This is a genomic window from Phenylobacterium sp. (assembly GCF_031181185.1).
Lineage (GTDB): Bacteria > Pseudomonadota > Alphaproteobacteria > Caulobacterales > Caulobacteraceae > Phenylobacterium.
Genome location: NZ_JAPSKZ010000004.1, coordinates 20,555 through 47,428, shown reverse-complemented (window position 1 = coordinate 47,428; position 26,874 = coordinate 20,555). Strand labels below are relative to the sequence as shown.

Genomic DNA, 26,874 nt, shown 5'->3' with positions numbered 1-26,874 from the left:
TCGATCCAGATCGGCTTCGTCGACAGGTCCACCCCGCCGTTGACCAGCACCTTGCGCGGGCCAACCGCCTTCATGCCCCTCAGGTCGAATTCCTGCATCCAGATGGCGCGGTGGCCTTCGTACAGCGGCCTTCCCTCGGGCGGACCGTTGTTGAGGACGTAGGTCCTGCCGTCGTCGTCGAAGAAGAAGGACGGGTCGATGCCGTCGACCGCTTCGGGGATCCACACGGGGTCCGACCAGGGGCCGGCCGGGTCCTTCGCCGTGATGACGTAGTTCCCGCCGCAGTCGACGCAGGTGTTCAGGATGTAGAACGTCCCGTCCCGCCAGTGGATGGTGGGCGCGAAGACCGCGCGCGACAGGCCAAGCGTCCCGAAGTCCAGCTGCCCCGGCCGGTCGATGGCGTTGCCGATCTGGGTCCAGCTCACCAGGTCGCGGCTCTTGAACACCGGCAGGCCGGGGAAGTAGGCGAAGGTCGAGGCGACCAGATAGTAGTCCTCGCCCACCCGGGTGATGCTGGGGTCGGGATAGAAGCCGGACAGGATCGGGTTGCGGTACTCGTCCGGCCCGGCCTTGATGGCCGCGTTCACCGGGTCGGCGCCGCGGTAGTCGAACCATTCGAACCGGGCCTCGCCGGCGGCGGCCGAGCCGGCGAGCAGGGCCGCGAGCGTCGCACCGCGAAGGAAGACGCCGATCATGCCCAGGCCTTCCGCTCAGGCGCCGCCCGGAAGGCCGCCGCGATGGCCTCGCGCATGGGCTTGGCCCTCAGTTCGGCGTCGTAGGGCAAAGGCCGTTTCGGCAGGCCGTCGGGGCGGGGCGACGTGCCCTGCAGCCACGAGTAGCGGTCGGCCATCCCCCAGACGATCACCTGCTTCAGCTCGCGGTAGTCCAGCATCAGGTCGAGGAAGTCGCGCGTCAGGCCGGCGACCCTGGCGTCGCGCTGGGGGATATCGGCCGGCATGGCCTTGTCGTTGACGTCCAGTTCGGTGATCAGCAGGTCTAGGCCCATGCCGCGCACCTCGTCGACGAAGGCGCGCCAGTCGCGCTGGTCGGCCGGCGAGAACCGCGTCATGTCCGGGCTGTCCACGCCGCCGCCGATGTGCCCCTGGATTCCCAGCGCATCGATGGGCGCGTTGCGCGCCTTCAGCCGCTCCAGCAGCTTCAGCACCCCGGCCCGGTGCTTCGCTTCGGCCGGGCCGAAGTTCATGTAGTCGTTGTAGATCAGCTTGGCCTTGGGCGCGGCGGCCTTGGCCGTGTGGAAGCAGATGTCGATCAGCTCCGGCCCCAGGATCCTGCCGAACACGGTCTCGCGTAGCTCGCCGGTCGCCGGATCGACCGTCTCGTTGACCACGTCCCAGGAGTCCATCTGCGGGTAGCGGCCGGCGACGGTGCGGATGTGCTCGGTCAGCATCCGCTCCGCGGCCTGGCGCGGCCGCGGGCCGAAGTCGTGGGTCGCGAGCCACTTCGGCGACCACTCGTCCCGGTTCCAGAGCAGGGTGTGGCCCCGCAGCCCCAGGCCGCTCTCCCTCGCGAACGCCGCCAGCCGGTCGGCGTGGGCGAAGTCGTAGCGCTCAGCGGCGGGCCGCAGCACGTACCACTTGTGCTCGTTCTCGGCGACGATCAGGCCGCATTCGCGGGCGAGCAGCGCGCGGTAGCCCGGATCGTCGAAGGCGCTGTTCGGCGGCGTCCCGACGCCCACAGCGGAGCCGAAGCGCACGCCCTTCTTCCGGGCCACCGCGTCCAGCCCCTCGCCCGCCGGAGCTGCCGCGCCAGACGCAAGCGCGGCGCCCGACAGCGCCAGCATCTCCCGACGTGAAATGGAACCCATCGCGCGTCCTCCGGTCGGCTCCGTCTGCTGCGGAGCTCAGCCTGACTAGTGCCGGAGGAGGTCAGACCAATCAAGCGGAATGTTAGCGCTCCCACGAACCCGACGAGAAAGGGCCAGAAGCCTGCGCCTCTGGCCCTTGGTCTTCGTTAGCGAGGCGCGGCTACTTCGCTGGCGCGGTCATCGGCGTGCTGGCCTTCACCGCCGCGCGCTGGGCCGCGAGTTCGGCGGCCGGCAACGGGATCAGGCCGCGCTGCAGCAGGTACCCGCCGCGGCCCACGGCGGCTTCCGAGACAAACCCGTCGACAAACTCCTTCAGGCCGGGCGTCACGCCGATGTTGGCCTTCTTCACGTAGATGTAGAGCGAGCGCGACAGGGGATAGTCGCCGCTGGAGATGGTCTCGAGCGTGGGCGCTACGCCCTCGACCTTGGCGGCCTTCACCCGGTCCATGTTGTTCTCGAGGAACGAGTAGCCGAACACGCCCACCGCGCCCGGGGTCTTCTCCAGGGTCTGGACGATGACATTGTCGTTCTCGCCGGCATCGATCCAGGCGCCGTCCTTGCGCAGGGTGTGGGCCCGCTGCTTGAAGCCATCCTCGTCCGACTTCTTCAGCGCCGCCATGGTCGGCAGCTTCTCGGCGCCCTTCTCCATCGCCAGTTCGACGAAGGCGTCGCGGGTGCCCGAGGTCGGCGGCGGGCCGTAGGCGACGATGCGCTCGTTCGGCAGGCCGGCGCCCAGGGCGCTCCAGGTGGCCGCGGTGTTCTGGGCGAAGCCCGAGCCCTGCGGGACCTCGGCGGCGAGCGCGCGGTAGATCTGCTCGCGGGTCAGGTCGAAGACTGGCGCGGCCTTGGCGTTGGCGATGACGATGCCGTCATAGCCGATCTTCACTTCCAGGATATCGGTGACGCCGTTGGCCTGGCAGGCGTCCCACTCGGACTTCTTCATGCGCCGCGAGGCGTTGGCCACGTCGGGGAAGTTCTTCCCGGCGCCGCCGCAGAACAGCTTGAAGCCGCCGCCGGTGCCCAGGCTCTCCACCTTGGCCGGCGCCGTGCCGCTGGTGCGGGCGACCGTCTCGGCCACGCGGGTCGCGAACGGGAAGACGGTGGAGGAGCCGGCGGCCCAGACCTGCCCTTCCGCGGCGGCGTTCTGCGGCCCGGCCGGCTGGCCGGCCTTCTGATCACCGCCCTGCCCGCAGGCGGCAAGCGCGGAGGCCGCGGTCATCAGGACGGCGGCGGTGAGGGTCTGGAATCGCATGGGAGGCCTCCGGGTCTCGGCTGCCGGCCGGGCTACCATCGGAGTGTGACAGTTCTGCGAAAGTCCTGTTACGCCTCGTCGTTCGGGATGTTGATCAGTTCGCCGCACGCCTTGCAGTGCACCGCGTCGTGGTCGTGGCGCATAAGGCCGCAGGTGGGGCAGGTGAACCGCACCTTGTAGGGTCGGATCAGGGCCTGGGCGAGCCGCACGAACAGGGTGATCCCGCTGACCATGATGATGATGGTGAGCAGCTTGCCCCAGGCGCCCGGCAGGGTGATGTCGCCGAAGCCGGTCGTCGTGAGCGCCGTCATGGTGAAGTAGAGCGCGTCCAGGTAGCCCTGGATGCCCGGGTGTTCGCGGGCGAAGCTCGCGTAGACGAAGCCTGTCGCGACGAAGACGAAGGTGACCAGCGTCGCCACGGTCTTCGCCACGTCCTCCCATCGGGTGTCGTCGTAGCGACGCCCGACCGTCTCCCAGAAGAAGTCGGAATGGAACAGCGACCACAGGCGCAGCACCCGCAGGAAGGCCAGGTTGAACAGCCACAGCGGGAACAGCAGCGTCACGAGCACGAAGATGTCGATCCAGACGCTAGGTCGGCGCAACCAATCCTTGAGGCTGCTGTGCGCCAGGGCTCGAGCGGCGAGGTCGGCCGCGAGGATGAGGGCGGCGATCGAGTCGATCACGAGATAGGCTGGGTACTCGCGCAAGAAAGGCGCGGCGATGAAGAAGCCGATCAGCAGGAAGTCCAGCGCGATGACCTGCAACCGGAAGCGCACCGACCGGCGGGAGTTGCCGTGGTACAGCTCGTGCAGCCGCGCCCGTATGCGGGGCAGCCTGCGCCGCCGTCCCTCCTCCAGCATCTGATCGGCCAACCGTTCTCTCCGTCCCAGACCATGAACCTGCGACGGCGCCGAGGGTTCATGCCTGGTCGCGCCACGCTCGCGCGGCGAGAGCCTGAGGACAACCCATGCCAGCGAAATCCGCAGCCCAGCAGAAGGCCGCCGGCGCCGCCCTGTCGGCCAAGCGCGGCGATACGCCCAAGAGCAAGCTGAAGGGCCCTTCCAAGCAGATGGCCGAGTCCATGAGCAAGAAGGAGCTCGAGAAGATGGCTTCGACCAAGCGTAAGGGCAAACCCGAGCACGTCAGCCGCTAGGCCTTTGCGCCGCGGCCACCCTTAGGCCAAGCTCCCCCCAAAGAGAGATCGGGGGGAGCCGGTGATCCGTCCTTCACGCCGTGCAATCGCCGGCGCGCCGCTGGCGCTCGCCGCCTGCGCCACCGTGCCGAAATCGGGCTCGGCGGCCGCCTCTCCCTGGCCCGACGCCACTGAGACAGCTGCCCGCATCCGTAGCGGCGAGGTTACGCCACTGGCGGCGGTGCGTACGGCCATAGACCGGGCGCTGGAGCTTCAGCCGAAGCTGAACTTCCTCGTCCAATCCGACTTCGACCGGGCGCTCAGCCTCGCCGCCGGCGGGCCCGCGGCAGGCCCCTTCGCCGGCGTGCCGTTCCTGGTGAAGGACCTCGACGACTACGCCGGCCTGCCCACCCGCTCCGGCTCGCGCTCCCAGCTGCCGCTGCCGGCCGCGTCCGCCAGCCCGCCGCTGGTCGAAGCCTTCACCCGGGCTGGCGTGGTCGTCATCGGCAAGTCGTCGACCCCCGAGTACGGTTTCCTGCCGACGACGGAGCCGCTCGCCTTCGGCGCCACCCGCAATCCCTGGGCCCCGACCCGCTCCAGCGGCGGCTCGTCAGGCGGCGCGGCCGCCGCCGTGGCGGCCGGGGTCGTACCCGTCGCCCACGCCAGCGACGGTGGCGGCTCGATCCGCATCCCGGCCTCGTGCTGCGGCCTCTTCGGCCTGAAGCCCTCGCGCGGCCGGATGGTCGGCACGCGCGGCCAGACCAAGATCAGCGACCTCTCCGTCGACCACGTGCTGACCCGCTCCGTCCGCGACTCCGCGGCCATGTTCGCCGTCACGGAGGACACAGGCCCCGGCGCCCAGCTCTCCCCCGTCGGCCTCGTGACCACCCCGCTCCGCCGGCGGCTGCGCATCGGCCTGGTCTTGGAGGGCATGGCCGGCCACGCGCCCTCGCCCGAGGTCCGCACCGCCATCACGGGAACCGCGCGCCTGATGGAGAGCCTGGGCCACGACGTGGTCCCCACCCGCTGGCCCACGGGGCCGGAGTTCACCAACGACTTCCTGCTGCTTTGGGCGTCGGGCGCGGCGCAACTCGCCGACGGCGTCGCCAAGGCCGCGGGCCGAGCCGCCCTGCCCGCCCTGCTCGAGCCGTTCAGCCTCGGCATGGCCGAGATGTACGCCAAGGCTCCGCCCGGCGCGCTCGACGCGGCGCTGAAGCGTCTCCACGCCGCCGCCATGGCCTACGACCCGTGGTTCGTCGGCAATCAGTTCGACGTGATCCTGTCGCCGGTGCTCGCCGCGCCGCCGCCGCCGCTGGCCTACGTGGGTCCGGACGTCCCGTTCGACACGCTGGTCCAGCGGCTGGTCGAGTACGTCGGCTACACGACCTACCACAACGTCGCGGGCGCGCCGGCGATGAGCGTTCCGCTGTCCTGGACGGCCTCAGGCCTGCCGGTCGGCAGCCAGTTCGCCGCCCGCGTCGGCCACGAGGGCCTGCTCTTCCAACTCGCCTACCAGCTGGAAGCGGCCCAGCCCTGGGCCGGCCGCGTCCCGCCGATCCACGCCTAGGCCGCCAGGCCCTGCAACTTCGCCGCCGTCTCGCGCGCCCGCTCGGGACTGCCCAGCAGCTGGCGGTTCAGGCCGATGCGCTTGAACCAGTAGTGCAGGCCCAGGAGGTCGGTGATCCCGATTCCGCCGTGCACCTCGGTCGCCGTGCGCGCCACGAAGCGGCCGATCTCGCCGGTGTGCGCCTTGGCGTGCGCCGCCATCAGCGAAGCGTCCTCGGGCGCGCGGTCGAAGGCGTAGGCGGCGTACCAGACCAGCGCCCGGGCCGGCTCCAGCTCCGCGGCCATCTCGGCGCACAGGTGCTTCACCGCCTGGAACGAGCCGATCACCCGGCCGAACTGCCGCCGCTCCTTGGCGTACTGGACCGCCTTCTCCAGCATCGCCTCGCCCGCGCCCAGGGTGTCGGCGGCGAGCACCGTCCAGGCGGCGTCGCGCAGACGGGCAAGCGCGCCGTTCGAGGCCAGCGGCTCCGCCGGCGTGTCGCGGAACACGATCTCCTGCAGCCGCCGGGTGGCGTCGATGGTCGGCATTGGCTCCACGGCTTCCGCCTGCTGCGCCAGGTGCAGGCCGCCGTCGCGGTCGGCGACGATCAGCAGGTCCGAGCCTTGGGCCCCGATCGCGAACATGCTCTTGCCGGTCAGCCGCCCGCCTTCGGCGGCGACGCCCGCCCCGTCCCGCGCCCCGGCGATCGGCTCGGCGACGGCCACGCCGGCGGTCACCTCGCCCGCCGCCAGCTTCGGCAGCCACCTGGCCTGCTGCTCGGGCGTCCCGGCCAGCGTCAGCGCCAGCGGGGCCAGCACCGCCGAGCCCAGGAACGGCGTCGGCGCGACGGCCCGGCCCAGCGCCTCGGCCGCCAGCGCCGCCTCCAGCAGGCCAAGGCCCAGGCCGCCGTGCGCCTCCGGGATCAGCAGGCCCGGAAGGCCAAGCTCCGTCAGCCCCGCCCAGATGTCGGGCGCCGAGGCCTCATCCTCGTCCGCGAATCGCCGCACCCGCTCCAGGGGCGCGAGCGCGGCCAGCGCTTTGCGCAGGCTGTCCTGAAGCAGCAGCTGGTCTTCCGACAACGCAAACCGCATCGCTCAGGCCCCTGCCGTCTTCGGTTCGCGCGGCAGCCCCAGGCCCCGCTCGGCGATGATGTTCTTCTGGATCTGCGCCGTGCCGCCCCCGATGATCAGGCCCAGGTCGAACATGTAGTTCCACTGCCACTGGCCCTTGGCCCGCAGGTGCGGCCCGTCGCGGTACAGCACCCCCAGCTCGCCCAGGGCGTCGATGGCCAGGGCCGCCACCTGGTGGTTCAGTTCGCAGCCCTGCAGCTTGACGACCAGGCGCGCGAGCCCCGCCGTCTCGTCGGTCATGGTCCGAAGGCCGTTGAACTTCATCGCGAACACCCGGGCCTGCAGCTGCATCAGCCGATCCCGGAACACCGGGTTGTCGATGATCCGCTGCCCGTCGAGCGTCTCTGTCTTCATCAGCTCGATCAGCGCGACGAGCCTGGCCTCGGTGGCGTTCGGATCGCCCAGCATGCCCCGCTCGTGCTTTAGCGTGGTGTTGGCGACGATCCAGCCACGCCCGCGGCCGCCCACGACGTTCGCCTGCGGCACGCGCACGTCGGTGAAGAACACCTCGTTGAACTCGGCCCCGCCGGTCATCGTCTTCAGCGGCCGGACCTCGATGCCGGGCGTGTCCATCGGGATCAGCACGTACGAGATCCCCTCGTGCTTCGGCTTGTCCGGCTCGGTCCGCACCAGACAGAACATCATGTCCGCAAGGTGGGCGGTGCTCGTCCAGATCTTGCTGCCCGAAATGACGAAGTCCTCGCCGTCCTCGACCGCCTTGGTCTGCAGCGCCGCCAGGTCGGAGCCGGCGCCGGGCTCGGAATAGCCCTGGCACCAGACGACCTCGCCCCGCAGGGTTGGCGGAATCCACCGCCGCTTCTGCTCCTCCGTGCCCACCTCCAGAAGGGTGGGGACCAGCATCGAGACGCCCTGGTTGGCGATGCCCCTGGGCGCGCCGGCCGCGATGAAGGCCTCGGCGATGATCCGCGCCTTCAGCACGTCGGGCTCTGCGCCATAGCCGCCGTACTCGCGCGGGATCGTGCGCGCGGCGTAGCCGTTCTCGATCAGCAGTCGTTGCCAGGCCAGCGCGTCCTTCGGCCGGCCGCCCTCGTACTCGGAACGATGCGCCTCCAGGAACGACCTCACCTCGTTCCGGAACGCCTCCAGTTCGGGCGTCAGCGTCAGATCCATCGGTTCCTCCGTACCCGGCCAGTCGAACCGCTTTCGGGAACCCGCGCAACGGCGCCGCGACGTAAGCTATGATGTCGCAAAACGGAGGACCGCCATGTCCCATCGCCTCGTCCGTTCAGGCCTTGCGCTGGCGCTGACAGCCGCGCTCGTCGCCTGCGCCACTGGCGCCAGCGACCCCTGGATCGGCTTCGGCCCCAACCCCGACCTGCCCGCCCCTCAGAAAAGCCTGCTGCCGACCGTCAAGGTGGCCGAGGTGAAGGGCTGGGCCGCAGGCGAGGCGCCGACCGCGCCGCCGGGCTTCGTGGTCACCCGCTTCGCCGAAGGCTTCGACCACCCGCGATGGCTGCTGGTGCTGCCGAACGGCGACGTGCTGGTGGCGGAGTCCTCGTCGGAGGCCAAGCCACCCAAGGGCGTCCGCGGCTTCTTCCAGAACCTGATCATGAAGCGGGCCGGGGCCCAGGAGAAAAGCCCCGACCGGGTCATGCTGCTGCGCGACGCCGATGGCGACGGCCGCGCCGAGCTGAAGACCGTCTTCGCCAGCAACATCCGCCGGCCCTTCGGCATGGCCCTGGTCGGGAACACGCTCTACGTCGCCCGCGACGACAGCGTGGTCCGCTTCCCCTATACGCCTGGCCAGACCGCCGTTCAGGGGCCCGGCGAGAAGGTGTTCGACCTGCCGGCCGGCCGAAATCACCATTGGACCAAGAGCCTGATCGCGAGCCCTGACGGCGCGAAGCTTTACGCCACCGTCGGCTCCAACTCGAACGTCGCCGAGCACGGCATGGGCGAGGAGGTCGGCCGCGCGGCCATCCATGAATTCGACATCGCTTTGGGCAAGCTGCGCCTCTTCGCCACCGGCCTGCGCAATCCGAACGGCCTGGCGTGGGAGCCCACGACGGGCGCGCTCTGGACGACCGTCAACGAACGCGACGAGATCGGCAACGACCTCGTCCCCGACTACATGACCAGCGTCCGCGACGGCGGCTTCTACGGCTGGCCCTACAGCTACTGGGGCGGCCGGGTCGACGAGCGGGTGAAGCCCCAGCGGCCGGACCTCGTCGCGCGGGCGATCCCGCCGGACTATGGCCTGGGGCCGCACACCGCCTCGCTAGGGCTCGCCTTCTACACTGCCGAGGCGTTCCCGGCGCCCTATCGCGGCGGCGCCTTCATAGGCCAGCACGGCTCGTGGAACCGACGGCCGCTGAACGGCTATCGTGTCGTCTTCGTCCCCTTCCGCGGCGGTCGGCCGCTCAGCCCCGCCGACGGTCCCCCTCAGGCCTTCCTGACCGGCTTCGTGGATGACGACGGCAAGGTCCGCGGCCGCCCGGTGGGCGTCGCCGTGGACGGCCGCGGCGGGCTGCTGGTGGCCGACGACACCGGCGAGATCGTCTGGCGGGTCGCGCCCGCCAGGCCCACCGCGCCGCTCAGCCCATCTTGAAGACGCAGATCTTGTTGCCGTCCGGGTCTCGGAAGTAGGCGCCGTAGAAGTTGTCGGTGCGCTGGCCGGGCTCGCCCTCGCACCGTCCGCCCCCCGCCAGGGCCGCGGCGTGGGCGGCGTCGACGGCTTCCTTGGATGGCGCCATCAGGCCGAACATGCTGCCGTTGCCAGCGCTCGCCGGCTTCTCGTCGTACGGCTTGCAAACCGCCACCATGCCGGGCGTCTCCTTGCTGCCGTAGAACTGCATCCGGTCGCCCATGGCGAAGGTGCGCCGGCCGCCGAGCGGCGCCATCACCTTGTCGTAGAACTGGGTTGCGCGTTCGAGGTCGTTCGAGCCGATGGTGGCGTAGCCGATCATGTGATCCTCCCCTGATGTGGCGGGAAGCTTAGACCGGTTGACGTGCAGGGAGCCAAGGCCGGCGGCGGGATGGCGCCCGCCGCCGGCTCCGGACTCAGCGGTAGCGCCAGCTTACGCCCACGCCAACCATTCGCGGCGCGCCGGCGATAAAGGTCGGCAGACCCAGGTTGTCCCCGGTGTTGCCGGCATCGATGATGTATTCCTCGTCGGCAAGGTTCGTTGCGAAGGCCTCCAACGTCACCGGAGCCCGGTCGGAGGTCCAAGCCACGCGCAGGTTGAGCAGGCCGTAAGCCTTCTGGAATTCGTCCTGCACGTTATCGGCCACGAAGGCGTTCGGCGGCTGCTGGAAGATCGGCCGGTCGTTGCTGTTGTCGAAGAAGACCTTCGACTGCCAGGTGTAGCTGGGCCGCAGCTCCAGCTCACCCCCGGCCAACGGCATCCGAAACGCCGCTGCCAGTGAGAACGAGTGGTCGGGCGACAGTCGGAACCGGTTGCCGTCATAGGCGCCCGTCTCGAACCGCGCGTGGCTGTAGGCGTAGGTGGCCAGCAGATCGAAGTTCGGCGCGACGGCGAAGTCCGCCTGGCCCTCGAACCCGTAGGCCTTGGCCTTGCCTGCGTTCGTCGTCACGAAGAGGGTGCCGCGCTGCTCGACCGTCTGGAAGTTGTCGTAGTCGTAGCGGTAAACCGAGGCGTCGAGACGCAGGCGGCGCTCCAGCAGGGCCGCCTTGGCCCCGGCCTCATAGCTATCGACCGTCTCGGCTTCCACGACGGCAAAGCGGCCCGCCGCGCCTGGGCTCGCCGGGGCGGACGCCGCCAGCACCTCGGGCCGTCGTCCCCTCGCGAAAGAGGCGTAGAGATTGGCGTCGTCCGACAGTTCGTAGCGACCGACCAGGCGCCACGTGACCCCCTCGTCCTCCAGGTCCTGCTCCGAGACTTCGCCATTGCCGGCAGTTGGCTGGAAGGTCAGTCCGAACAGCGGGAGCAGGTTGGCGGGGATCTGCTGCACGCCCGGCGATTGCAAGGCGCCCACGATCGCCTGCGCCTGCGCCAAGCCCTGCGGCGTGCCGCTAGCCGCCAGCTGAGCTGCGCCCAGGGCGCCGCCCAGGACGCTGCGCCCGCCGATCACGCGCGCGCCAAAGCCGGTCATTTTCTCGTCCCGGGTGAACCGGACGCCGCCCGCGATTTCCAGCCGATCGGTCACGTCCAAGCTGACGTCAGCGAAGACGTCGAACGAGTCGAGGTCCGACGTGGCCAGCGACTCCTCGACGTGGTTGGCGCGCAGGTTCGCGGCGATCGCGGCGGCCTGCGCTGGCGTCAGAACCAACCGGTTCCCGCTCTGCGCCGCGACTAGGCCGCGCAGCAGCGCTCCGGAGAAAGCGGCGTTGCCGAACACCGGCGCCGGGGCCGGCGTGGTCACCGGAAGGCCAAGGCCTGCAGCGCCGGCATTGAGCTGCCCTGTCACGACGGCGAGCGCGATCCGCTCGTCGAACTGGATCGGGGTGCGCTGGGTGTCGTCCGCCTTGAACAGGCCCGCCCCGACAAAGCCACGCACCCGGCCGCCGGCGTCGTAGTTCAGGCGTAGCTCTTGGCTCCACTGCTCGCCTCGGCCGTCGTTCAGCCCTGTGAGGATCGGCAGCGACAAGCCGTCCGGATCGAAGGCCTCCTGGCTCTCGTATTCACGGTAGGCTGTGATGGAGTTCAGCGTCAGCTCGTCGGTGAGTTCGATCGTCGCGAGGCCCGTCACCCCCCAGACCTCGCGATCGACGCCCAGGCTCATCCCGCCTTGGAAGCTCGCCGGCGCCGAGAGGGCGGCGGCAGTCTGCGGACGGCGGTCAGCTAGAACGGCGCCGCTGACGGGGTCCGTGGGCGAGAACCCGCCGGACTTGAAGGCCGTACCGGTCGGGTCGTCCTTCTGATAGTTGGCGATCACGTCGATGCTGACGCGGTCGGCGGGCTCGAGCTTCACGCTCGCGCGGACCGCCTTGGTGTCCACCGACTGGAAGGCGTCGCCGCCCAGCGCGTTGTCGACATAGCCGTCACGATAGCGGATGCGGCCGGCCAGGCGGACGGCGACCTGATCGGACAGCGGCGCGTTCACTGCGGCCTCGCCCAGGCGATAGCCGTAGTCGCCGGCCTCCACCTTTGCGTAGGCGTCGAACCGCCCCGTTGAAGCCTTGGCCTGGATCAGGTTGACCGCGCCGATGAGGGCGCCGCGGCCGAAGAGGGTGGACTGCGGGCCCTTGGCCACCTCCACGCGTTCCAGGTCGAACAGTTCGACGTAGCTGCCCTGAGCCTTCGAGATTGAGACGCCGTCCTGGAACACCGAGACGCGCGCCTCGGCGAAGGCGTCGGTAGAGTCCGAGGTGATGCCGCGCATCACGAAGCCCGGGTTGTTCGGCGACTGGTCCTGGACCTCGAAACCGGGTGTGAACAACGAGAGGTCGGCGAAGTCCTGCACGCCCAGCGCCTCCAGCCGATCCGTCCCGTAGGCGGTGAGCGCGATCGGCACGTCGATCGCCTGCTGTTGCTGCTTCTGGGCGGTGACGACGATCTCCTCCACCGCCGCGGTCTCCTGAGCGACTGCGTGGCCCGCGCCTGCCAGCACGATGGCGCTCGCGGCGCCCAGCAGCCGCGCACGTGACTTGAACATGTAACGATCCCCTACGCTTCGGTGCGTGAGCGGGGCCGTAAGCTGGATTTGATAAGAGCGCGTGACAGCCGCGCCGGCGTACGGGTCAGATGCGGCCAGTGACCGGAACGAGGGCGCCGGTGACCGCGCCCGCCGCTCCCGAGGCCAGGAACAGCATCACCGCGGCCAGGTCCTTCGGCGCCACCCAGGCCGAGAAGTCGGCCTTCGGCATGTCGGCGCGGTTGGTCGGCGTGTCGATGATCGACGGCAGCACGGCGTTGACGGTGACGCCCTCGCCCTTCAGCTCCTCCGCCAGCGCCTGGGTCAGGGCATGCACGCCGGCCTTGGACGCGGCGTAGGCGCCCATGCCCATGCCGGCCTTCAGCGCCGCGGCCGAGCCCACGTTGACGATGCGGCCGGCGCTGCTGCGCTTCAGGTGCGGGATCGCCGCGCGGCTAGCGTTGGTCGCCGTCAGCACGTTCAGGCGGTAGAGCTGGGGCCAGGTGTCGTACGAGCCGCCTTCGAGGGTCTCCCAGCGGAAGCCGCCGGCGATGTTCAGCAGCACGTCCAGCCGCCCGAACCTGTCGGCCACCGCGTCCACCGCCGCGCTGGCCTGCACGGCGTCGGTCAGGTCCACGCCCGTCTGGACGAAAGCGCCCTCCGGACCCGGACAGTGGTTGGCGTGGTCGATGAGGGCGAGCTGGTACGGAAGCTCCGCCGCAGCCTGCGCCACGGCGGAGCCCAGGACGCCGGCGGCGCCCGTGATTGCGATGATGCGGTCCGACATGCGGCCGCTATAGCGCGACTACAGCGCCTCGACGATGGTGACGTTGGCCATGCCGCCGCCTTCGCACATCGTCTGCAGGCCCCACTTCTTGCCGCGCGCCTTCAGCGCGTAGACCAGGGTGGTCATCAGCTTGGTGCCCGAAGCGCCCAGCGGGTGGCCCAGGGCGATGGCGCCGCCGTTGACGTTCAGCTTGTCCGGGTTCGCGCCCGTCTTCTGCAGCCACGCCACCGGCACCGAGGCGAACGCCTCGTTGACCTCGAACAGGTCGATGTCGTCGATTGACATGCCGGCTTTCTTCAGCGCCCGCTCGGTCGCCGGGATCGGGGCTTCCAGCATGATCACCGGGTCATGGCCCAGCAGCGACAGGTGGTGGATGCGGGCCATCGGCGTCAGGTTGTGCTCCTTCAGCGCCTTCTCCGAGACGATCATGACGCCCGAGGCGCCGTCGCAGATCTGGCTGGACGTCGCCGCCGTGATCCGGCCGCCCTCCCGCAGCAGCTTCACGCCCTTCATGCCGTCGAGGCTGACGTCGAAACGGATGCCCTCGTCCGAGTCATGGCGCACGCTGTTGCCCTCGGCGTCCAGGCCGTCGATCGCCAGGATCTCGTCCTTGAACGCGCCGCCCTGCGTGGCCGCGATGGCGCGCTGGTGAGACAGGTAACCGTATTCGTCCAGCTGGTCCTTCGTCAGGCCGTACTTCTCGGCGACCATCTCGGCGCCCATGAACTGGCTGAACTGGATGTTGGGATAGCGCTCTTCCTGGCGCGGGCTCTTGGGATGGCCGAAGCCTTCCTTGAAGGGCAGCGACACCGAGAGGCCCATCGGCACGCGGGTCATGCTCTCTACGCCCGAGGCGATGACGATGTCTTGGGTGCCGCTCATCACCGCCTGGGCGGCGAAGTGGAGCGCCTGTTGCGAGCTGCCGCACTGCCGGTCGACCGAGGTGCCGGGCACGCTCTCCGGCAGCTTCGAGGCCAGCACGGCGTTCCGCGCGATGTTGGTGGACTGCTCGCCCACCTGCATGACGCAGCCCATGACCACGTCCTCGACGGCGTCGGGCGCCACGCCCGAGCGGTCGACCAGTTCGTTCAGGACCACCGCGCCCAGGTCGGCCGGGTGCCAGCCGCGCACACGGCCGCCCTTGCGCCCGCCCGCGGTCCGCGTCGCGGCAACGATATAGGCCTCGCCCATCTCAACAGCTCCGTTCGCTCTCGTGCGCCCTCAGGAACGGGCGCGTCGAAACAGATGTATGAGGCCGACGCTGCGTAAGACAATCACCCCTTGGAGAACGTTTCCGCGAGGATCTTCTCCAGCCATTCCTGGTCCGTTTCATCGAAGGCGGCCGGTCGCTCGGCATCCACGTCGAAGACCGCGATCAGCGCGCCCGTCTTGTCGAACACCGGGACCACGATCTCGCTGGCCGAGCGGCTGTCGCAGGCGATGTGGCCCGGAAAGGCATGGACGTCGGGTACAAGCTGCGTCTGGCGCGTCGCCGCCGCCGTGCCGCAGACCCCGCGGCCGAACGCGATCCGCAGGCAGCCCAGCGTGCCCTGGTAGGGGCCCACGACCAGTTCATCGGCCTTGGCGGGGTCCACCACGTAGAAGCCAGTCCAGAAGTAGTCCTCGAAGCTGTTGGCCAGCATCGAGGCGACCGTGGCCATCCGCGCGGTCAGGTTCGGCTCGCCTTCGAGGACAGAGGCGATCTCCTCGGCCACGGCGGCGTAGCGCTCGGCCTTGGCGGCGGGAAGTGCGAGGTCATTGAAAGCTTCGGCCATGGGCTCGCATGTAGCGATCCGGGGCGGCTGGACAAAGCCTTCCGCACAGCTTTCTCTGCGCAGCTTCTTTGCGTTCCGGTGGGGGTTTCTGATGCGTGCAGCGGTTCTGGCGTCGATCCTGGCGCTCGCGGCGACGGCGGTCTCGGCTCAAGTGGCGGAGGGCCCGCAGCGCACCTTCACCGGCCGCGACCTCTTCGGCCTGCAGCAGGTCGCCGATCCCCAGGTGCGGCCCGACGGCGGCGCGGTCGCCTATGTGCGCGCCCGCAACGACATCATGACGGACCGCACCCAGCGCTCGATCTGGCTGGCCGACCTCGCCACCGGCGTGCAGTCGCCGCTGGTCGTGGACGAGGGCGCGAACTTCGCGCCCCGCTGGTCGCCCGACGGAACGCGCCTGGCCTATGTCTCGGCCCAGCCCGGCAGCCAGCCCCAGCTCTACGTCCGCTGGGTCGCCACGGGGCGCTCGGCCAAGGTGGCCACCCTGGAGCAGGCGCCGGATGACATCGCCTGGTCGCCGGACGGCAAGACGCTGGCCTTCACCATGCTCGAGCTGGACGAGGGCAAGCCGCTGGGCGCGCCGCTGAAGCGGCCCGAGGGCGCCAAGTGGGCCGAGCCGCTGAAGGTGATCGACCGCGTCACCTACCGCTTCGACGGCCAGGGCTTCCTGAAGCCGGGCTTCCGCCAGATCTTCGTGGTCTCGGCCGACGGCGGCCAGCCGCGCCAGGTCACCTTCGGCCGCTTCGACAGCGCCGGCCCCATCAACTTCACCGCGGACGGCCGCGCGATCCTCTTCAGCTCCAACCGCAACCCCACCTGGGAGCGCGAACCGAACGAGTCCGAGATCTGGCGGGTCGGCGTCGTGGACGGGCAGATGACGCGGCTCACCACCCGCAAGGGCCAGGACGGCGCGCCTGTCCCCTCGCCCGACGGCTCGAAGATCGCCTTCGTCGCCAGCGACGACCAGGGCCGCAGCTACGAGGACAACGACCTCTATGTGATGGACGCCGACGGCCGGAACGTCCGCCGGCTCGCCGCCAGCCTCGACCGCAGCGTGGGTGTTCCGCAGTGGTCCGCCGACGGCCGCAGCATCTACTTCGATTACGTCGACAAGGGCGTGACCAAGGTCGGTCGGGCCACGCTCGACGGGCGCGTGGAGACCGTGGTCTCCGGCCTCGCGGGCGGCGGCCTCGACCGCCCCTATGCCGGGGGTGAGTTCTCGGTCGGCCGCGGCGGGGTCGTCGCCTACACCATGGGAACGCCCGAACATCCCGCCGATCTGGCCGTCCTGCGCGGCGGCAAGTCCACCCGCCTGACCCGGCTCAACGACGGCCTGTTCGCCGGCAAGACCCTGGCCCGCGTCGAGCACCTGCCGGTGACCTCGTCGTACGACGGCAAGCCGATCGACGCCTGGATCGCCACGCCCCCCAACTTCGATCCGTCGAAGAAGTACCCGCTGATCCTGGAGATCCACGGCGGCCCGCACCAGGCCTACGGTCCGGCGTTCTCGACCGACGTCCAGCTCTACGCCCAGGCCGGCTATGTGGTGCTCTACACCAACCCGCGCGGCTCCACCTCGTACGGCGAGGCCTTCGCCAACGAGATCGACAAGAAGTACCCCGGCAACGACTACGACGACCTGATCAGCTCGGTCGACGCCGCCATCGCCAAGGGCTTCGTGGACCCCGACCGGCTCTACGTCACCGGCGGCTCGGGCGGCGGCGTTCTGACCTCGTGGATCATCGGCAAGACCAACCGCTTCAAGGCCGCCGCGACGCAAAAGCCGGTGATCAACTGGACCAGCCAGGTGCTGACCGCCGACGGTTACGTCGGCATGACCCACAACTGGTTTGGCAAGATGCCGTGGGAGGACCCGCAGGGGTACTGGGCCCGCTCGCCGCTGTCGCTGGTCGGCAACGTCACCACGCCGACGCTGGTGGTGGTCGGCGAGGAGGACCTGCGGACGCCGGTCACCGAGGCCGAGCAGTACTATCAGGCGCTTCAGCTCAAGGGTGTGCCCACCGCCCTCGTCCGGGTGCCCGGCGCGGGCCACGGCGGCCTGGCGGGCCGACCGTCCCAGTCGGCGGCCAAGGCGGCGGCGATCCTTGCCTGGTTCGACCGCTACAAGTAGCGACGGAACGACGCGAGTAGGCAGCGATTGCATGCGCGCCCCGCGTGCGGACGAGGCGCGGGACCGATCAAAACGGGAACCCGGCCCACCCCCAAAATGAGTAGAGGCGGCCTTTCGCAGGCCGCCGTCTTCTCGCAACCTCAGGACGTACCTTCGGGGGAGGGTGTCATGGCGGTCGGGCGAATGCTGCGGGCCGCGGGAGCCTGTACGCAGATGAACAAGCCGTTGCACAGAGACATTGCCGAGGCGCTGGCCGCCGTCGAGGGCGACTTCAGCCGGGACGAGGGGCCGCATCCGGTCGACCGCCACGTTGGCCTCAGGATCCGGATGCGCCGCAAGGAGATCGGCGTCAGCCAGGAACGCCTGGCCGAAGCGCTGGGCATCACCTTCCAGCAGGTCCAGAAGTACGAGCGCGGCGCGAACCGCGTCAGCGCCTCGAAGCTTTGGGAAATCGCCCGGGCGCTTAAGACCTCGGTGAGCTACTTCTACGAGGGCCTCGCCAGCGAGGATCCGGTCGCCCACCGCGAGGACGCCCAGGACTTCATGCTGACCGGCGAAGGCCTCGAGCTGATGGCCGCCTTCCCGCGCATCACCCAGCCGGCGCTGCGCCGCAAGCTGGTCGAACTGGTCCGCACGGTCTCGGAGGAGTCCTAGACCTCAGGCGCCCCCGCCGCCCGCCAGGCTCTGGCGCAGGATGTAGGGGGCGCTCGCCGCGCGCACGGCCACCGCCGCCAGCGCGCCCAGCACGCCCCCGGCCTGCTTGGCCTCCAGCACCTCGCGGAAGGCGATCTTCGCGTCGATGTGGCGGCAGTGGCGCCGCGCCGCCGCAGCCTCTTGGGGCTTCAGTTCGGCCAAGCCCGCCAGCCGCTCGCTCGCGCGCCTCAGGTGCCGCAGGTCGTCCACGGTATGGTTGTGGCTGAGGGAACCCGGCCGTTGAACCGAGACATAGCCGCAGGCGTCCACCACCTTGAACCGTGCGCCTTTCGCGAGCGCCGTCGCGTAAAGGATGAAGTCCTCGCCCAGCCTCAGCCGCGGGTCGTAGGACAGCGCCGCCTCGTCAAGGAAGGCGCGGCGCATTAGCGGCTTCAGGAAGCCGAACTCCCGCCGGGCCAGGCCCCGCCGGCTGATGTTGGCGTCAACGAACGTCCGAAAGTCGAGGGTGAACGGGAGCTGCAGCTGCTCGCCGATGAGGGGTCGCGGGGCCGCGTCCTCGGCGCCTTCGGACACCACCAGGAGGTCGTCAGCCACGATGTCCCAGCCGTCGCTCTGAGCGATCAGCCGCTCCAAGCGGCGCGGCTTCAGGAAATCGTCCGCATCCAGCGGGCACACCCACGGCGCGCGGCTCAGCGAAAGGCCGAAGTTCCGCGCGGCCGCCGGTCCGGCCTGCGGTTGGGAGACGACCTTCAGCCGCCCTGAGCCGTCGTCCAGCCGCCGGGCCAGCTCGGCGGTGCCGTCGCCCGAACCGTCATCGACCACGATCACTTCAACGGCTTCGGGCTGCGCCAGGGCCGAGGCGACCGCGCGCTCGATTGTCGCGGCCGCGTCCTTGGCCGCCACGATCACTGCGACGCCGGTCCCCTGTTGGAGCCGCAAGCTCGCGCCCCCTGGTTACAAGCCGATCCATCCAGCGCGGCCGGCGAGGGCTCCGGCTGCGCCGCCGGCCAAACGTCGCCTGGCGAAGGTTCGTTCCCTACGCAGGCACGGGGCGCGGCGCGACCACCGCTTCGTAGGCGGCCTGCAGCTCGGTCAGCACCGACCGCTCGGGCGCCGGCGCCCCGAGGTGCAGATGGCGCAATTCGTCCATGAACTGCGCCCACAGCTCAGGCCCGCCCTCCTCCAGCAACTCGGCGCGGATCGACAGCGCCTCGGTCACCGGCAGGTGACGGCGCCCCCAGGCGCCGATCATCGCGAAGATCGGGACCAGCTGGATCGCCTTTTCGGTGAGGCTGTAGATCGCCTTCTGCTTGTGACTGGGGTCGTCGGCGCGGGTCACCATGCCCTGCTCGGTCAGCCGCTTCAGCCGGTCGGCGAGGATGTTCGAGGCGATGCCCTCGTCCGACCGCGTCAGCAGCTCGCGGAAGTGGCGGCGGTTGCCGAACATCATGTCGCGCAGGACCAGCAGGCTCCAGCGGTCCCCGATGATCTCGATCGTCAGATTGATCGGACAGCCCGAACGGCCGGCGTCCTTCATAGCTCGCACCTCACCGGTTGCATATTCGCACCAGTGAGGCGGAATGCAAGCGCTGGCTAGGCCGGCGCGGCCGGGCGGTAGGCGTCCCTCAGCTCGCGCTTCAGCACCTTGCCGATATGGCTGCGGGGGAGGCTGTCGACGATCCGCAGGTCCGCCAGCCGCTGGGTCTTGCCCAGACGGCCGTTGACCCACGCCTTCAGCGCTTCGGCCTCCACGCTCTCGCCCGGCTTCAGGGCGACGAACGCCACCGGTGTCTCGCCCCACTGCTCGGACGGCACACCCACAACGGCGGCCTCCAGCACCGCCTCGTGCTGGACGATCTCGGCCTCGAGGTCGCTCGGGTAGATGTTGAACCCGCCGGAGATAATCATGTCCTTCTTGCGGTCCATCAGGGTGAGGAAGCCGTCCTCGTCGAAGCGGCCAACGTCCCCGGTGCGGATGTAGCGCAGACCTTCCGGGCTCCACCACTCGGCCTCGGACGTCTTGCCCGGCTGGTTGTGGTAGCCGACCATCATCGCCCCCGAGCGGCCGACGACCTCGCCGATCTCGCCCTGCGGCACTTCCTGGCCGTCTTCACCGATCAGCCGGATGTCGTGGCCCGGCAGCGGCTTGCCCACGGTGTGCAGCTTGTCTGGATGCTCGTGGCAGACCAGACCGCAAGAGCCGCCGCCCTCGGTCATGCCGTAGTATTCCACCAGGCCGCCGGGCCAGCGCCGCAGCACCTCGGCCTTCAGCTCGGCCGAGAACGGGGCCGAGGTCGAAAACTTCATCTGGAATGAGGACAGGTCGTACTTGTCGAAGTCCGGATGGGCCATCAGCCGCCGGTATTGCACCGGCACCAGCATGGCGTGGGTGACGCGGTGCTTCTCCGACAGCTTCAGGAACTGCTCGACGTCGAACTTCGGGAGCAGCACCACCGTGCCGCCGTTCGAGATCGTCGGCAGGAACGAGACCAGCGTCGTGTTCGAATAGAGCGGCGTGGAGACCAGGGTCACGGCGTCGGCCGGATAGACGCCGCGACGGATCTGGCCCCACCGCATGCGGTGCGGCTGGACAATGCCTTTCGGGGCGCCCGTGGTGCCCGACGAGTAGATGATGTTGAAGCCCTGGTCCGGCTCGATCTCGTGCCGCACGGGCCTGGCGCCTTCGGGCGCGAGCCATTCCTCGAACGCCTGACCGGCGTCGGAGCCGTCCAGCGACACGCGCTTGGCGGCCACCTCGCTCATCACGCCCGCCATGGCCTCGGCCACGCCCTTATCCAAGAAGAAGACCTTGGCGCCGGAGTCCTTCAACTGCAGCGCCAGGCTCTCGGGCGTCGACGACGGGGCGAGCGGCGCCACGATCGCCCCGGCTCGCAGGATGCCGAAGAACGTCGCCCCGTACTCGACCGACGTGGAGGCGCAGATCGCCGCCACCTCGGCCTTGCCGACGCCGTCCCGCTGAAGCGCCGCGGCGATGCGGTCCATCAGGCTGTCCAACTCGGCGTAGGTGATGGTGCGCCGGGCGTCGATCAGCGCGGGCTTGTCCTTCAGCGCCTGCGCCTGGGCACCGATCACGTCGGCGATGGTTCCGAAGTCCTGGGACAGCAGTTCCTCGACGGTCACGACCTACTCCTCACGCTTGGCGACTTTCCCTGACGGCCTAACCCAGGCCGGGCGGCGTGGCGAGCCTCAAGCCGCGGGCGAGGCCAGCCCTTCGAACAGCGGGCGCACGTAGAGCTCGGTGACGGCCTCGGGCCCGACGCCCGGCGCCCAGTGACGCAACTCGGCCGCGGCGTTGATTGCGGCGGTCAAGGTTTGGGCGGCGATATTCACGTCCAGCGGGCGGATCGAGCCGTCGCCGACGCCTTCGCAGATGATCGACGCGAAGCGGTACGAAAGCTGATCGAAGGTCTCCAGCAGGCCGGCGCGGATAGCTTCGGGCACCGTCGTCAGGGCTGAGGTGCGCAACAACGGGGCGCCGCCGCTCACCTGCCGCTCGATCAGCGCGGCGGCCAGATTGACCAGCACTTCCAGGCCGGATCCGCCGGCGGCCTCCGCCTCGTGGATCGCACGCCAGACGATGTCGAACGTGCGCTGGAAGCAGGCGGCGACCAGCTCATCCTTTGTCGCGTTGTGGTGATAGAAGGCGCCCTTGCTGACGTTGAGACGCGCCGAGATCCGCTCGACCGAGGCGCCGTGGTAGCCCTGCTCGTTGATCAGCTCGGTGGCGGCCCGCAGGAACAGCTCGGACGAGGCGTGCGCGCTGGGATCGCCCTCGCGTTGGAGGCTGAGCGGCTTCGGCGCCGTCCACGCCACGCTCGGGCCCAACAGGCCGTTCAGCAGGATGTCGCTGGTCCGTTCCGCCGTGCGCGGATAGTCCGCCAACTCGACCCGCCGCAGCCACGCCGGCGTCCACAAGAGGTTCGAGAGCAGCAGATGAGCTCGGGCGTTGGCGTGCGGCCGCGGCAGCCGGTCGGCTGGGGCCAGTAGCGTCCGCACGTGCCGGAAGAGCTCGACGAAGGCCGCGTTGACCCGCTCGCAGTTCAGCGCCCGTATGTCGTTGAAGACCGGCACCTCGTCCGCCTGGCCAAGCGCCACCCGCTGCTTCAGATCGAAGTAGGCGCCGACGAAGGCCGAGACCCGTCGCCGCTCGTCCGGCTCGGCATCGCCCGCGGCCACGAGCCGATCGAAGGCCTCCAGCCCCTGCAGCAGGGCCGCCTGGGCCAGCTCTTCCTTGTTGCGGAAGTAGTAGATGACCCCAGTCGGCACGAGGTCCAGCCGAGCGGCCACCTCGCCCAGCGTCATGCCGCGCACGCCCTTGCGGTTCAGTTCGGCGATCGCCGAGCGGATGATGTCATGCCGCCGGGCCTCGAAGCGGCGGGTGGGGCCGCGCCGCGCCGCGGCGTTCGCCCCCACGTCGATGTCTTCCGCCCGATCCGTCATCGACCTTTCCTAGCGAACTCCGCAGACCGGCGCTAACGCGGTTATGCGGGGAAGGTCTGCTTCACGACCTGCTCCAGCACGACGAGCGGCATCGATCCGCGGCGCAGCACGTCGTGGAAGGTCTTCAGGTCGAACTTCGCGCCGGCGCGGGCTTTCGCCTCCTCGCGCAAGCGCACCCATTCGGTGTGGCCGATCTTGTAGCTGCAGGCCTGGCCCGGCCAGATGGCGTAGCGGTCGATCTCGCGCTGCGCCCGGCTCCGGACGAAGCCGGTCTTCTCGACCATGTAGTCCGTGGCCTGTTCGCGGCTCCAGCGCTTGGCGTGCATCCCGGTATCCACGACGACCCGCACCGCGCGGAACTGGAGCGACTGCAGGAAGCCCAACCTGCCCAGCGGGTCCCCCTCGTAGGCGCCCAGTTCGTCGGCCAGTTGCTCGGCATAGAGGCCCCAGCCCTCGCCATAGGCGGCGAACCCCAGCGACACCTGCCGCAGGCGCGGGATCTCGGTCGACTCCAGCGTGATCGAGCCTTCCCATTGGTGACCCGGCAGCGCCTCGTGATAGGTCAGGGTCGGGAGGCTGAACTTCGGCCACTCGGCCGTGTCCTTCAGGTTGATGTAGAAGCGGCCCGGCCGCGAGCCGTCCAGGGCCGGCGGCGTGGCGTAGCCGTTCGGCGCGCCGTCTTCGATCTCGGGCGGCACGCGCACGATCTCGACCGGCGCCTTCGGCAGGGTCTTGAACGCCAGCGGCATCTTGGCCCGCATGGCCTCGGTCTGCTCGTTCAGCGCGTTCAGCAGTTCGGCTCGGCCGGCGTCGGTGTTCGGATAGAGCTGATCCGGCCGCTTCGCGAGCTGGGTCATCCGCGCGCCCACCGAGCCGCTGGTCAGGCCCTGCGCCCGCAGGAGGGTGTCCATCTGGGCTTCCAGTTCCGCCACCTGTTTCAGCCCCAGCGCGTGGGCCTGCTCGGGGGTCAGCGTCGTCGTGGTCTGGAACGCGAGCGCGCCCGCGTAGAAGGCTTGGCCGTCGGGCAGCTTCCAGACGCCGGGATCTGGCTTCGCCTGGGGCCGCAGCGCCTCAACGGCGGCGATCTGCCGATCCAGCGAGGGATAGACCTTGCCCGAGACGATGGCTGCGGCGCGCCGCTTCCAGTCGCCACCGATACCGCCTTCGGCGGTGCGGCGCGTCAGCGAAGTCGTCAGGCCGTGCGCCTCCGCCGCCGGCTCCCGCAGCTTGCGCAGCTGCGCGAGCGTGGCCTCGAGGGCGAAGTCCGGCGCCAGCACCCCGCGGGCGGCGTCCTTGCGGAAATCGGCGGTGTTGGCGTCCAGCAGGCCCGCGAAGGCCTCCAGGCGCGCCAGATAGGCTTCGGCGTCAGCCGCGGTCTTCACCGGATGCACCGAGTCCAGGAAATCCGGGACAGACTGGTAGACGCCCGACAGCTGGCTCAGGACGTACGGCGAGTAAGGCGCGTAGGAGAAGCCCGCCGCGCCCTCGCCGAAGGTGAAGCGCTCGCCGCCCTCGGCGATTGTGCGATAGGCGTAGCTGACGACCTCAAGGTCGGTGCGGCTCAGCGGCGAGAGCTTGCCCGCGTCGATCCGGGAAAGCTGCGCCAAGCGCGCCTTGCGGGCGGCCACCCAGCGGGCGCGACCGGCCGATGAGACATCGTCCAGTTGGCTGCGCTGTGCGGCGCGCTTACCGACATCCAGGCCATAGGTGGTGGCCGACTGGGGCGACTCGTCGAGATCCGCCTCGAAGAAGGCGTCCAGCAACGCCCGCAGCCGAGCGTCTTCGGCCGTGGCCGCCTGCGTGGGCAGCGGCGCGACGGCGCCCGAGACGGCCAGCGCCGCGGCGCTGCCCAGGAATACGCGACGATCCATGAATACTCTTCCCCCTGCTGCCGACGCAGCCTTCGTTCCCCTACGCTAGCGGGGGAGCGGCGGCGGAAACAAGGCGCCGCTTTGGGGAAGCGCAAGCCGGACCGGATCGGCTGCCTAGCGCCGCCGGAACTGCGGGCGAGCGCCAGCGCCGGCCGGGCGGCTGCCTTCGGGTTTGTGGCGATAGGTGATCCGGCCCCGGTCCATGTCGTAGGGCGTCATCTCGACCGTCACGCGGTCGCCCACCATGGAGCGGATGCGGTTCTTCTTCATCTTGCCGGCCGTGTAGGCCAGGATTTCATGGTCGTTCTCGAGCCGGACGCGGAAGCGGCCTTCCGGCAGCAGTTCGGTGATCTGTCCGTCGAACTCGACGAGCTCTTCCTTCGCCAATGGCGTTCCTTTCGTAGCGCGGGATCGCGCGGGTTACTTGCGGGCCTTGCGGGCGGCGTAGCGGGCGTCGCGCTTGGCCTTGGCCTCGGCCTTGGTCAGCGCCTTGCGCTCCTTGCGCTCGCCGCGTTTGGCGTCGAGAGCGGCGGCTTCGACGGCCTCCGCATTCAAGCGCGCGGCCTCGATGGCGTCGGCCGCCGCCTGCTTCTTGGCCGCCTTGGCGGCTGCGCGGGCGTGGCGGACCTGCTCGAGCTCCGCGGTCCGCAGCGCCTCGCGGGACGGCGCCTGCGGGTCGGTGACGGTGGGTCGCGGACGCATCTTGGCCAGCAGGGCCTGCTTGGCGTCGGCGGCGCGCTTCAGCCGATCGGAAAAGCCCGAGCCGTCGATGTCACTGATCATGGTGGCTGTCGACCTTCTGTGGGGTTTGGGGCGCCTCGTCGGGCCGGAACGCGGCCGCGCAGATCGCCTCGAGGTGGCTGCGGAGGTTACGCTGCGAGAGCAGCGCGTCGACCGCCCGGCAGCCCTCGGCCTGCAGCCGCTGCTTCAGGCTGGCGAAGTCCGCCGCTTGGCCCGAACGCGCGACCTGGTAGGCCCGTTCAATGGTGGAGAGAGCCATTGCTTCCCTGCTGTCCGGCCAGGGCGGCGGCAAACCCGCGGCCCTGCCCGAACGCAGCTCCTTAGCCGGCTTGCAGCTGGCCGGCGGACATCTTGCCGCTGCGCTGGTCGCGCTCCAGCTCGTAGCTGAGCTTCTGGCCCTCGTTGATCGAGCCGAGGCTCGAACGTTCCACGGCCGAGATGTGCACGAAGACGTCCGGGCCGCCGTCGTCCGGTTGGATGAAGCCGAAGCCCTTCGTCGGGTTGAACCACTTCACGGTGCCGATAGCCATTAATTGTCACTTTTCGCGTGTGAGTTTTCGCGCGCCAAGATCGGCGCGCGACATCAAATGTTCGGAGAAGGTCTTGGGAGGCTCGGGCTCGATCCGAAGAACAAGCGTGGAGAGCAACCGAACCAAAACGATATTCGATGTTCACATCATCGCACGATTTCGCGCTCGACGCCAGCCGAATCCCGACCGCAGGCGTGCAACGCTTGCTGCGGACCTTCAGTGGTGGGGCGGATCCGAACAGGACCGGTCGGGCAAGCTGCTCGCCGACGCGCGTCGCCAGACCAGCAGGAACAACGCGCCCAGCACCAGAGGCCCCAGCGGAATCGCCGTCGCCTGCGCTGCCGTTCGCGAGATCGCGGGCAGGACGAACGCGGCCGCGACCACCGACTTCTCCCAGGACCTGAAGCCGGTTTTCAGTCCCTCGCCGACGAGCCACGCCATAGGGATCGACGCGAGGACCAGGTCGTAGTCGAGCAGATACGGGCTGGCCAGGAGCGTGCCCGCCGCCAGCGTGGCCGCGAGGGCGGCGGGGTCAGGCCTCAGACGTCCCACGCGCCACACCGCGACCGCCGCCGCGAGCAGGACCGCGGCCTGCAGGGCATAGGCGATCCCGAGGGGCAGGCCCCACATCCGCGCCGCGGCGAAAGCGGACTGCAACTTCGCCGGATCGACCAGCCCGCCCTCGAGGATCGTCCGCGAAAAGCCGGCGCTGTCCAGGAAGGCCCGCCAGGCGTCGACGCCGAAGACCAGTACGGACAGGAAGATGACCCCTGCCCCGGCCGCGGCCGCCGCCCCGAACGCCCGCCACTGACCTCCCGCCGCGAGGGCGATCGGGATCAACAGCCCCAGGTGCGGCTTGATGACGAGCGCACCGAAGCACAGGCCCGCCAGGAGAGGCCGGCGGCGCAACGCCCAGGAGGCGATGGCGAAGAGCGCCGTCGTCAGGAAGGCGTTCTGTCCGTGCGCCAGGTTGATGAAGGCCGCAGGAAACGCCAGGGGAGCCACATGGCCGAGCCAGCGTCCGGCCCAGAGCCGCAAGGCCAGCACGTAGGCGAGCCCGGTCGAAAGCAGCCACGCGGCGAGCGCCGGGAACAGCGGCAGGGCGGCCAGCGGCAGGCAGATCAGCAGGAACGTGGGCGGATAGAGGAACGGCCAGACGGTGTCGCCCACGCCGGGGATCGCGGCCTGTACGGCTTTCAGGGTCTTGAGATCGTAGACCTCGGCGGCCCTTCCGGTCTGAGCCACCTCGGAGGCCGACCAGAAGCAGATGAAGTCCGTGCCGAGCACGTTGCCCGCCCGGTCCACCCCGTCGCGCGACGCGAGCAGCCAGACGACCACGACGGCCAGGACGACGACGCCGAACACGCGGACGTAGGCTCGCGCCCGGTCGCCGCTGAGCCACGCGGCCTCGCTCAAGGTCCCCCTGAAGCCGCGCCACAGGCCGCTCAATCCATCCATCCTTGGCGAACCATCAGCACGAGTTGCC

The 26,874-nt window shown here is 69.8% G+C and carries 25 protein-coding genes and 1 pseudogene; 5 read left to right on the top strand and 21 right to left on the bottom strand.

The genetic code is table 11. From position 1 onward, the window contains the following. From RIF93_RS01035 to RIF93_RS01020, 4 genes are all read right to left on the bottom strand, one after another. On the bottom strand, positions 1 to 695 hold a 695-nt coding region (locus tag RIF93_RS01035), incomplete at its 3' end, for a family 43 glycosylhydrolase (RefSeq protein WP_309087561.1). Then, positions 692 to 1,825 (bottom strand): endo-1,4-beta-xylanase, encoded by a 1,134-nt coding sequence (locus tag RIF93_RS01030; protein WP_309087559.1) that lies wholly within the window; start codon positions 1,823 to 1,825, stop codon positions 692 to 694. The genes RIF93_RS01030 and RIF93_RS01035, both read right to left, overlap by 4 nt. Before the next feature lie 160 nt (positions 1,826 to 1,985). Next, positions 1,986 to 3,077: a substrate-binding domain-containing protein gene (locus tag RIF93_RS01025; RefSeq protein ID WP_309087557.1), complete on the bottom strand. Its 1,092-nt coding sequence runs from the start codon at positions 3,075 to 3,077 to the stop codon at positions 1,986 to 1,988. Positions 3,078 to 3,145: 68 nt separating this feature from the next. Then, the gene (locus RIF93_RS01020) at positions 3,146 to 3,937 is read right to left on the bottom strand and encodes a potassium channel family protein (protein WP_375163811.1); all 792 of its coding nucleotides are present in this window, start codon (positions 3,935 to 3,937) and stop codon (positions 3,146 to 3,148) included. Positions 3,938 to 4,044: 107 nt separating this feature from the next. Here RIF93_RS01020 and RIF93_RS01015 point away from each other — a divergent pair, with 107 nt between their 5' ends. Together RIF93_RS01015 and RIF93_RS01010 are read left to right on the top strand one after the other, a co-directional pair. After that, positions 4,045 to 4,230 (top strand): DUF3008 family protein, encoded by a 186-nt coding sequence (locus tag RIF93_RS01015; protein ID WP_309087553.1) that lies wholly within the window; start codon positions 4,045 to 4,047, stop codon positions 4,228 to 4,230. Between the two features lie 61 nt (positions 4,231 to 4,291). Next, entirely contained in the window at positions 4,292 to 5,776 is a 1,485-nt protein-coding gene (locus RIF93_RS01010; RefSeq protein ID WP_309087551.1) for an amidase, read from the top strand. Here RIF93_RS01010 and RIF93_RS01005 read toward each other — a convergent pair. Further along, entirely contained in the window at positions 5,773 to 6,846 is a 1,074-nt protein-coding gene (locus RIF93_RS01005) for an acyl-CoA dehydrogenase family protein (protein WP_309087549.1), read from the bottom strand. The two genes, RIF93_RS01010 and RIF93_RS01005, sit on opposite strands and share 4 nt — an antisense overlap. A gap of 3 nt (positions 6,847 to 6,849) precedes the next feature. Continuing rightward, positions 6,850 to 8,016: an acyl-CoA dehydrogenase family protein gene (locus tag RIF93_RS01000; RefSeq protein WP_309087547.1), complete on the bottom strand. Its 1,167-nt coding sequence runs from the start codon at positions 8,014 to 8,016 to the stop codon at positions 6,850 to 6,852. Between the two features lie 94 nt (positions 8,017 to 8,110). On the opposite strand from RIF93_RS01000, the gene RIF93_RS00995 reads away from it, so the two are divergent. Further along, positions 8,111 to 9,454: a sorbosone dehydrogenase family protein gene (locus RIF93_RS00995; protein WP_309087545.1), complete on the top strand. Its 1,344-nt coding sequence runs from the start codon at positions 8,111 to 8,113 to the stop codon at positions 9,452 to 9,454. Here the strand turns inward: RIF93_RS00995 and RIF93_RS00990 are convergent. The 5 genes from RIF93_RS00990 to RIF93_RS00970 all read right to left on the bottom strand — a co-directional run bounded on the left by RIF93_RS00990 (position 9,441) and on the right by RIF93_RS00970 (position 15,003). After that, positions 9,441 to 9,812 (bottom strand): VOC family protein, encoded by a 372-nt coding sequence (locus RIF93_RS00990; RefSeq protein ID WP_309087543.1) that lies wholly within the window; start codon positions 9,810 to 9,812, stop codon positions 9,441 to 9,443. The genes RIF93_RS00995 and RIF93_RS00990 overlap by 14 nt on opposite strands. Before the next feature lie 94 nt (positions 9,813 to 9,906). Then, positions 9,907 to 12,462 carry a TonB-dependent receptor gene (locus tag RIF93_RS00985; protein ID WP_309087542.1) on the bottom strand — a complete coding sequence of 852 codons (2,556 nt, stop codon included), beginning with the start codon at positions 12,460 to 12,462 and terminating at the stop codon, positions 9,907 to 9,909. A gap of 85 nt (positions 12,463 to 12,547) precedes the next feature. Beyond that, positions 12,548 to 13,228, bottom strand: coding sequence for an SDR family NAD(P)-dependent oxidoreductase (locus RIF93_RS00980; protein WP_309087540.1), 681 nt, complete (start codon positions 13,226 to 13,228; stop codon positions 12,548 to 12,550). A gap of 18 nt (positions 13,229 to 13,246) precedes the next feature. Beyond that, positions 13,247 to 14,419, bottom strand: a complete 1,173-nt coding sequence (locus tag RIF93_RS00975; protein WP_309087538.1) for an acetyl-CoA C-acetyltransferase — start codon at positions 14,417 to 14,419, stop codon at positions 13,247 to 13,249. An 83-nt stretch (positions 14,420 to 14,502) separates the two neighbouring features. Then, positions 14,503 to 15,003: a GAF domain-containing protein gene (locus RIF93_RS00970; RefSeq protein WP_309087536.1), complete on the bottom strand. Its 501-nt coding sequence runs from the start codon at positions 15,001 to 15,003 to the stop codon at positions 14,503 to 14,505. A gap of 91 nt (positions 15,004 to 15,094) precedes the next feature. Between RIF93_RS00970 and RIF93_RS00965 the strand changes: the two genes are divergently transcribed. Both RIF93_RS00965 and RIF93_RS00960 read left to right on the top strand, forming a co-directional pair. Further along, positions 15,095 to 17,131 (top strand): S9 family peptidase, encoded by a 2,037-nt coding sequence (locus tag RIF93_RS00965; protein WP_309087535.1) that lies wholly within the window; start codon positions 15,095 to 15,097, stop codon positions 17,129 to 17,131. Between the two features lie 213 nt (positions 17,132 to 17,344). Then, positions 17,345 to 17,785 carry a helix-turn-helix transcriptional regulator gene (locus RIF93_RS00960; protein WP_309087533.1) on the top strand — a complete coding sequence of 147 codons (441 nt, stop codon included), beginning with the start codon at positions 17,345 to 17,347 and terminating at the stop codon, positions 17,783 to 17,785. A gap of 3 nt (positions 17,786 to 17,788) precedes the next feature. On the opposite strand, the gene RIF93_RS00955 is transcribed toward RIF93_RS00960, so the two are convergent. The 10 genes and pseudogenes from RIF93_RS00955 to RIF93_RS00910 all read right to left on the bottom strand — a co-directional run bounded on the left by RIF93_RS00955 (position 17,789) and on the right by RIF93_RS00910 (position 26,837). After that, positions 17,789 to 18,724, bottom strand: a complete 936-nt coding sequence (locus RIF93_RS00955; protein WP_309087531.1) for a glycosyltransferase family 2 protein — start codon at positions 18,722 to 18,724, stop codon at positions 17,789 to 17,791. Between the two features lie 97 nt (positions 18,725 to 18,821). Next, positions 18,822 to 19,322 (bottom strand): helix-turn-helix domain-containing protein, encoded by a 501-nt coding sequence (locus tag RIF93_RS00950; protein ID WP_309087529.1) that lies wholly within the window; start codon positions 19,320 to 19,322, stop codon positions 18,822 to 18,824. Positions 19,323 to 19,378: 56 nt separating this feature from the next. Continuing rightward, positions 19,379 to 20,926 carry a class I adenylate-forming enzyme family protein gene (locus tag RIF93_RS00945; protein ID WP_309087527.1) on the bottom strand — a complete coding sequence of 516 codons (1,548 nt, stop codon included), beginning with the start codon at positions 20,924 to 20,926 and terminating at the stop codon, positions 19,379 to 19,381. Between the two features lie 66 nt (positions 20,927 to 20,992). Then, positions 20,993 to 22,246 carry a TetR family transcriptional regulator gene (locus RIF93_RS00940; protein WP_309087525.1) on the bottom strand — a complete coding sequence of 418 codons (1,254 nt, stop codon included), beginning with the start codon at positions 22,244 to 22,246 and terminating at the stop codon, positions 20,993 to 20,995. A gap of 41 nt (positions 22,247 to 22,287) precedes the next feature. Next, a complete protein-coding gene (locus tag RIF93_RS00935) occupies positions 22,288 to 24,117 on the bottom strand; it encodes a DUF885 family protein (protein ID WP_309087524.1) in 1,830 nt (609 codons plus the stop codon). A gap of 171 nt (positions 24,118 to 24,288) precedes the next feature. After that, positions 24,289 to 24,504: pseudogene (infA, locus tag RIF93_RS00930) on the bottom strand (translation initiation factor IF-1); the annotation flags it as partial. A 33-nt stretch (positions 24,505 to 24,537) separates the two neighbouring features. After that, positions 24,538 to 24,900, bottom strand: a complete 363-nt coding sequence (locus tag RIF93_RS00925) for a DUF6481 family protein (protein WP_309087523.1) — start codon at positions 24,898 to 24,900, stop codon at positions 24,538 to 24,540. Next, positions 24,890 to 25,117 carry a hypothetical protein gene (locus tag RIF93_RS00920; protein WP_309087522.1) on the bottom strand — a complete coding sequence of 76 codons (228 nt, stop codon included), beginning with the start codon at positions 25,115 to 25,117 and terminating at the stop codon, positions 24,890 to 24,892. Before RIF93_RS00920 ends, RIF93_RS00925 begins: the two co-directional genes overlap by 11 nt. A 61-nt stretch (positions 25,118 to 25,178) precedes the next feature. After that, positions 25,179 to 25,388, bottom strand: coding sequence for a cold-shock protein (locus RIF93_RS00915; protein ID WP_309087521.1), 210 nt, complete (start codon positions 25,386 to 25,388; stop codon positions 25,179 to 25,181). Positions 25,389 to 25,604: 216 nt separating this feature from the next. Next, entirely contained in the window at positions 25,605 to 26,837 is a 1,233-nt protein-coding gene (locus RIF93_RS00910) for a glycosyltransferase family 87 protein (RefSeq protein WP_309087520.1), read from the bottom strand. Positions 26,838 to 26,874: the final 37 nt, after the last annotated feature.